This is a genomic window from Stenotrophomonas sp. SMYL8, assembly GCF_036320065.1.
Classification (GTDB): Bacteria; Pseudomonadota; Gammaproteobacteria; order Xanthomonadales; family Xanthomonadaceae; genus Stenotrophomonas; species Stenotrophomonas maltophilia_A.
In genome coordinates this window covers 64447-71552 of the sequence record NZ_JAWIRR010000004.1, presented here as the reverse complement: position 1 = coordinate 71552, position 7106 = coordinate 64447, and the positions used below count along the sequence as shown (strand labels likewise).

5 protein-coding genes are annotated in these 7106 nt (G+C 66.8%); 3 read left to right on the top strand and 2 right to left on the bottom strand.

Annotated features, from left to right (window positions below; translation table 11 throughout):
• Positions 1-75: 75 nt before the first annotated feature.
• A complete protein-coding gene (gene glpD, locus V3B25_RS05350; RefSeq protein WP_049421424.1) occupies positions 76-1554 on the bottom strand; it encodes a glycerol-3-phosphate dehydrogenase in 1479 nt (492 codons plus the stop codon).
• A gap of 241 nt (positions 1555-1795) precedes the next feature.
• A complete protein-coding gene (locus V3B25_RS05345) occupies positions 1796-2431 on the bottom strand; it encodes an OmpW family outer membrane protein (protein ID WP_329810264.1) in 636 nt (211 codons plus the stop codon).
• Between the two features lie 186 nt (positions 2432-2617).
• On the opposite strand from V3B25_RS05345, the gene V3B25_RS05340 reads away from it, so the two are divergent.
• The 3 genes from V3B25_RS05340 (at position 2618) to lpdA (ending at position 6929) form a co-directional block, all read left to right on the top strand.
• Positions 2618-3133, top strand: coding sequence for a DNA-deoxyinosine glycosylase (locus tag V3B25_RS05340; RefSeq protein WP_049421431.1), 516 nt, complete (start codon positions 2618-2620; stop codon positions 3131-3133).
• Between the two features lie 167 nt (positions 3134-3300).
• Positions 3301-5013, top strand: coding sequence for a dihydrolipoyllysine-residue acetyltransferase (gene aceF / locus V3B25_RS05335; RefSeq protein WP_071229582.1), 1713 nt, complete (start codon positions 3301-3303; stop codon positions 5011-5013).
• A gap of 107 nt (positions 5014-5120) precedes the next feature.
• Positions 5121-6929 carry a dihydrolipoyl dehydrogenase gene (lpdA, locus tag V3B25_RS05330; protein ID WP_201117378.1) on the top strand — a complete coding sequence of 603 codons (1809 nt, stop codon included), beginning with the start codon at positions 5121-5123 and terminating at the stop codon, positions 6927-6929.
• Positions 6930-7106: the final 177 nt, after the last annotated feature.

Below are 7106 nucleotides of genomic sequence, written 5' to 3'. Positions count from 1 at the left end.
GGGGGGCGGGTGTGGTGTTGTGCTTCTGCGCGGGCCCGGGCCCCCCCCGGCCCCGCCCCCCCCCCCCCCCCGACTCTACCGTCTATCGATCCACGCCTGCAGCCGTGTCACCTGCGCAGCATCCAGCCGCAACCCCAGCTTGCTCCGCCGCCACAGCACGTCCTCGGCGTCCCAGGCCCATTCGTGGTCGCGCAGGAAAGCCACTTCCCGCGCATGCAGGCCGCCGCCGAAGTCCTCTCCAAGATCGTCCATGCCCCGTGCACCCTGCAGAAGGGCGGCGCTGCGGCTGCCGTAGGCTTCGGCCCAACGCCGTGCGATCTCTACGGGCAACCACGGTGCCAGCGCCTGCAGGCGGGAGCGCGCCTGTGTGGCGTCACCCCAGTCGCTGCCCGGCAGCGGGTCTCCGCCTGCCGTCCAGGCCGGTCCCATCTGTGGCAGGGCAGGGCGCAGCAGGTTCAGCGCTTCCTCGGCCAGCACCCGGTAGGTGGTCAGCTTGCCGCCCAGCACATGCAGCGCCGGCGCCGGGCTGGACTGCAGCTGAAGGCGGTAGTCGCGGCTCAGCGTTGCCGCACGCGGGTCCGGGTCGGCCAGCAGTGGCCGCACACCGGCGAACTGCCAGACCACGTCTTCCGGAGTGATCGGCTCACGCAGATAGCGGTTGGCGGCCGCGCACAGGTAGCTCACCTCGGAAGGCAGCACGCTGCAGCGCGCCGGGTCACCACGGTAGTCGGTGTCGGTGGTGCCGACTAGCAGATGCTCGTGGGCGAACGGCAGCAGGAACACCACGCGGCCATCGGGCTGCTGCAGCAGGCAGGCACTGTCATCAGGCCAGGGGCGGCGCAGCACGATGTGGCTGCCCTGTACCAGCCGCAGCGCGGGGCCGCCGCTGCGGGCCTCCATCTGCTCCAGCAGGCCACCGGCCCATGGGCCAGCCGCATTGGCGACGGCGCGCGCGGTCACATGCTGCTGGCCATCGGCGGATTCCAGCACGGCCAGCCAACGGCCCTGCACAGGGCGCAGCTCGATGCAGCGGCTGCGCACATGTACCTGTGCGCCACGCCAGGCAGCATCCAGGGCATTGAGCAGTACCAGACGCGCGTCATCGACCTGCGCGTCGGCGTAGCTGAAGGCCTGCCGCAGATCCGGGGAGAGCCAGGGGCCGAGCGGATCACGCTGAAGGTCCAGGGCGCGCGAGGCGGGAAATGCCGGGCTGCGTGGGCCCAGGTGGTCGTACAGCCAAAGTCCCACGCGCAGCATCCAGCGTGGGCGCAGGTGCGGTTCCCACGGCAGCACGAAACGCAGCGGGCGGACCAGATAGGGTGCCTGCCGGCGTACCACTTCGCGTTCACCCAGTGCCTTGCGCACCAGGCCGAACTCGCGCTGTTCCAGGTAGCGCAGGCCACCGTGGATCAGCTTGCTGCTGGCGCTGGAGGTATGCCCAGCGAGGTCGTGCTGCTCGCACAGCAGCACGCGCAGGCCGCGGCCGCTGGCATCACGGGCGATGCCGGCACCGTTGATACCGCCACCGATCACCAGCAGGTCGACGTCGTGCATCGCGCCTCCGCATCCTGTGTGTAGAGTCGACTGTCAGTCGACTGCTGTTGCAAAAGTCGAGCATGGCTCGACTCTACGAAAGGCAGTCGAGCAAGCTCGACTCTACGAAAGGCAGTCGAGCAAGCTCGACTCTACGAAAGGCAGTCGAGCAAGCTCGACTCTACAGAACGCGGGTGACGGAAACGACGACGGGCCCCGAAGGGCCCGTCGCGTTACATCAGTGAAGCAGGTGCAGCCTGGATCAGAAGCGGGCGCCGATGCCGAAGCCGACGGTCCACGGATCCATCTTGGCTTCGCCGATCTTCTCGCCGCCAACCTTCACGTCCGGGCGGGCGCGCATGTAGCGGGCGTCAGCACGGGCGAACCAGGTGGAGTTGATGTTCATGTCCACGCCGACGGTGCCGATCACGCCCTTGGCATCCTTGAAGCGGATGTCGGTGTCAGCGCCGTTACCCAGCTTCTCGTTGCTGAAGCTCGACTGGTAGTAGCCCACGCCCACGAACGGACGGAACACGTTGTCAGCCTGGCCGAAGTGGTACTGGCCGCTCAGCGCGATCGGCTGCTGCTCGACCGAGCCCAGGCGGGCGTTGTTCGGGCCCTTGAACTTGTTGTCGAACTTGTCGGCAGCGCCCCACAGTTCAACGGCCCAGTTGTCGTTGATGTAGTAGCTGAAGCTGACGGTCGGCGCCGGGCCACCATCGGTCTTCTTGACGCCGGTGATCGGGTCGTTCTTCGGTTCCAGCAGCGAGATGCCGCCAACAACGGCAAAATGCTTGCCCGAAGCGGTGTCGGTGCTGCTGCTGTCCTGGCCGAAAGCGGCCGGCGCGAAGGCGGCGGAGGTCAGCAGGGCGAGACTCAGGATACGGATGGAGCGCATGGGGGTATCTCCTAATGTTTCTTGTTTTGGGCCCCCGGTTGCGGGGCGAGCACACCGTAGTCGCCCCAACATGAATCGAATCCGACGCACGTTAAAAAATAGTTTCCCTTGTTCAGCGACTGGAGCGAAAAGCCTGTTTTCATGGGCTTTTCGGCCCTCGGCGACATTCATGCAGTTGGAGAAGATGTGAGCGAAGCAACGGTGTGCATCGGCCTGCAAGCGCAGGTGAACATGGAGTGCAGGGTGCTGCTGCTGGGTTCGATGCCCGGCGTTGCGTCATTGCAGGAGCAGCGCTACTACGCGCATCCGCGCAATCGCTTCTGGCCTGTGCTGGCCGATATCTGTGGCTTCGATGTGGCCCTGGCGTACCCGCAACGGCTGCGCGCACTGCAGGCAGCCGGTGTGGGTCTGTGGGATGTGATCGGTCAGTGCGAGCGGCGTGGCAGCCTGGATGCCGACATCGTGCGTGGCACGGAAGTACCCAATGCGCTGCCGGCATTGATCGCTTCGCTTCCTGAGCTGGAGCTGATCGGCTGCAACGGTGCGGCATCGCTGAAGGCATTCCAGCGTTGGGTGCTGCCCGGCCTGGAGGCGCCGCCAAGGCTGCTGGCGCTGCCGTCCACCAGCCCTGCCAACGCGGCCTGGTCACTGCCGCGGCTGCGCCAGGCCTGGCAGCCGGTAGCCGACGCACTGGCGACATGAAGCGGACATCGTCCGGACAATACGCTACCGACTGGTCGCGGCCGCAACCCATGAGCAACAGCGTGTCCCGGCTGCGTGAGTACTGAAAACACCTGTAACGGTTGGCGCTGGCCCCCGCTGGCCGCACAATAGACGTTTCCCTACACCAGATTGCCGGAGTTATCCCCATGGCCGAAATCAAGGAAGCACTTGTCCCCGATATCGGTGACTACAGCGATATCCCGGTAATCGAGGTGCTTGTCGCCGTCGGCGACACGGTCAAGAAGGACCAGGGCCTGGTGACGCTGGAAAGCGACAAGGCGACCATGGAAGTGCCGTCGGCCGTGGCCGGCGTGGTCAAGGAGATCAAGGTCAAGGTCGGTGACACCCTGTCCGAGGGCAAGGTCGTGGCGCTGATCGAAGTGGCTGAAGGCGAGGCTGCCAAGCCGGCAGCTGCCGCGCCGGCACCGGCCAAGGCCGCAGCGCCGGCTGCCGCCACCCAGAGCGCGCCGGCCCCGGCCGCAGCTGCGCCGGCCGCTCCGGCTGCCAGCGGTGGTGCGGTTGAAGCGCTGGTGCCGGATATCGGCGACTATTCCGGCATTCCGGTCATCGAAGTGCTGGTCGCCGTCGGCGACACGGTCAAGAAGGACCAGGGCCTGGTCACGCTGGAAAGCGACAAGGCCACCATGGAAGTGCCGTCTTCGGTGGCTGGCGTGGTCAAGGAGCTGAAGGTCAAGGTCGGCGACACTCTGTCGCAGGGCAATGTGGTCGCCATCATCGAGGCCGAGGGCGCTGCCGCGCCGGCGCCGACCAAGGCAGCCGCTGCTGCCGCTCCGGCTGCCGCCGAGACCGCCACCAAGGTCGAGCCGGTCGCTGTGCCGGCGCAGCCGGACAAGCTGGCGGCCCGCGAGGTCGCCTCGGCCGGTACCCCGTCCAGCCCGCCGGTGCAGTTCAATGCCGATGGCGTGCTGCCGGCCAAGGTGCCGTATGCCACCCCGGCGGTGCGTGTGTTCGCCCGCGAACTGGGCGTGGACCTGCTGCAGATCAACGGCACCGAGAAGGGGGGCCGCATCACCAAGGGTGACGTGCAGAAGTTCGTCAAGGCCGCACTCAGCGGCGGCGTCCCGGCTGCCGGCGGTGCTGCTGTCGCTGCCGGTGGTGGCCTGAACCTGCTGCCGTGGCCGAAGGTCGACTTCAGCAAGTTCGGCGAGACCGAAGTCCAGCCGCTGTCGCGCATCAAGAAGATCTCGGGTGCGAACCTGGCCCGCAACTGGGCCATGATCCCGCACGTCACCCAGTTCGAACAGGCCGACATCACCGATCTGGAAGGCCTGCGCGTGGCGCTGAACAAGGAAAACGAGAAGGCCGGCATCAAGCTGACCATGCTCGCCTTCCTGATCAAGGCCAGCGCCGCGGCGCTGAAGAAGTTCCCGGAATTCAACGCCTCGCTTGATGCCAGCGGTGAAAACCTGACCCTGAAGAAGTACTTCCACATCGGCTTTGCCGCCGACACGCCGAACGGCCTGGTCGTGCCGGTGATCCGCGACGTGGACAAGAAGGGCGTGGTGCAGATCGCGCAGGAAACCGGCGAACTGGCCAAGAAGGCACGCGACGGCAAGCTCGGCCCGGCCGACATGAGCGGCGGCTGCTTCTCGATCAGCTCGCTGGGCGGCATCGGCGGCACCGCGTTCACCCCGATCGTCAATGCACCGGAAGTGGCCATCCTCGGCGTCTCCAAGTCGTCCATCCAGCCGGTCTGGAACGGCAAGGAGTTCGCACCGAAGCTGATGCTGCCGCTGTCGCTGAGCTACGACCACCGCGTCATCGACGGCGCACTGGCCGCACGCTTCACCACGTACCTGTCGCAGGTACTGGCCGACATGCGCCGCGTGCTGCTGTAAGGCACCGCTTCGCCCCCACCGTGCGGCCGCCGCCCCTGGCGCGGCCGCGTGAACAGATGCAGTGACAGCCCGCCGGCACCGCCGGGCGGGCACGAGGAAAACCCACCATGGCCACGATTGAAGTCAAGGTTCCCGACATCGGCGATTACAGCGATGTGCCGGTGATCGAAGTGTTGGTCGCCGTCGGCGACACGGTGAAGAAGGATCAGGGTCTGGTGACCCTGGAGTCGGACAAGGCCACCCTGGAAGTGCCGTCCTCGGCCGCCGGTGTGGTCAAGGAAATCAAGGTCAAGCTGGGCGACACCCTGTCCGAAGGCGCTGTGGTCGTGGTGCTGGACGCCGAAGGCGCCGCCGAAGCCCCGGCCAAGGCCGCCGCGCCGGCCGCAGCTGCGGCCGCCCCGGCCAGCAAGCCGCCGGTGACCCCGTCGCACCGCGCCCCGGCTGAACCGGCTGCGCCGAAGCCGGCGCTGTCCAGCGGCAAGCCAGCCGACATCGAATGCGAAATGGTCGTGCTGGGCTCCGGCCCGGGCGGCTACACCGCCGCTTTCCGCGCTGCCGACGTCGGCCTGGATACGGTGCTGGTCGAGCGCTACGCCAGCCTAGGCGGCGTCTGCCTCAACGTGGGCTGCATTCCGTCCAAGGCGCTGCTGCACGCTGCAGCGGTCATCGACGAAGTGGCCCACGCCGGTGATTTCGGCGTCGAGTTCGGCAAGCCGACCATCACCCTGGACAAGCTGCGCGAGTACAAGGAAAAGGTCGTCAACCAGCTGACCAAGGGCCTGGCCGGCATGGCCAAGCAGCGCAAGGTCCGCAGCGTGCAGGGCGTCGGCAGGTTTGTCTCGGCCAACGAGCTGGAAATCACTGCTGCTGACGGCAGCACCCAGCTGCTGCGCTTCCAGAAGTGCATCATCGCCGCCGGTTCGCAGGCGGTGAAGCTGCCGAACTTCCCGTGGGACGACAAGCGCGTGATGGATTCCACCGACGCGCTGGAGCTGGCCGAAGTCCCGGGCTCGCTGCTGGTTGTCGGTGGCGGCATCATCGGCCTGGAAATGGCTACCGTGTACAGCGCGCTGGGCAGCAAGGTCACCGTGGTCGAGTTCATGGACCAGCTGATGCCGGGCGCCGACAAGGACCTGGTCAAGCCGCTGGCCGACCGCCTGAAGAAGCAGGGCATCGAAGTGCACCTGAAGACCAAGGCCTCGGGCGTCACCGCCGATGCCAAGGGCATCACCGTGACCTTCGACGCCGCCGAGGAAGGCCAGGCGCCTGCGCTGGCGCAGGGCACCTTCGACCGCGTGCTGGTGGCCGTGGGCCGCTCGCCGAACGGCAAGAAGATCGATGCCGAAAAGGCCGGCGTGCAGGTCACCGAGCGTGGCTTCATCCCGGTCGATCGCCAGATGCGCACCAATGTGCCGCACATCTTTGCCATCGGCGACATCGTCGGCAACCCGATGCTGGCCCACAAGGCCACGCATGAGGGCAAGCTGGCCGCCGAAGTGGCTGCCGGCCACAAGAAGGAATGGGTCGCCCGCGTGATTCCGTCGGTGGCCTATACCAACCCGGAAATCGCCTGGGTCGGCGTGACCGAGACCGAAGCCAAGGCCAAGGGCCTGAAGGTCGGCGTGGCCAAGTTCCCGTGGGCCGCCAGTGGCCGTGCGATCGGCATTGGCCGCACCGAGGGCTTCACCAAGCTGATCTTCGACGAAGAGACCCACCGCATCATCGGTGGTGCGATCGTCGGCGTGCACGCCGGTGACCTGCTGGCCGAGATCGGCCTGGCCATCGAGATGGGTGCCGAAGCCGAGGACATCGGCCACACCATCCACGCGCACCCGACGCTGAGCGAATCGGTGGCGATGGCCTCGGAAATCTACGACGGCACGATCACCGATCTGTACATGCCGAAGAAGAAGTAAGGCGCCCGCGCCTTCGCGAACGAGAAGCCCCGGCATCTGCTGGGGTTTTTTGTTTCTCCGCTCCGGATTTTTGCGAGCGGTGGGGCCGCTGCGCGGGTGGCAGGCGTTTGGACAAATGTCCCCCGTCGTCCGCCTGCGGCGGTCGCCTCCTCCTTTACTTTGTCCAAACGCCTGCCA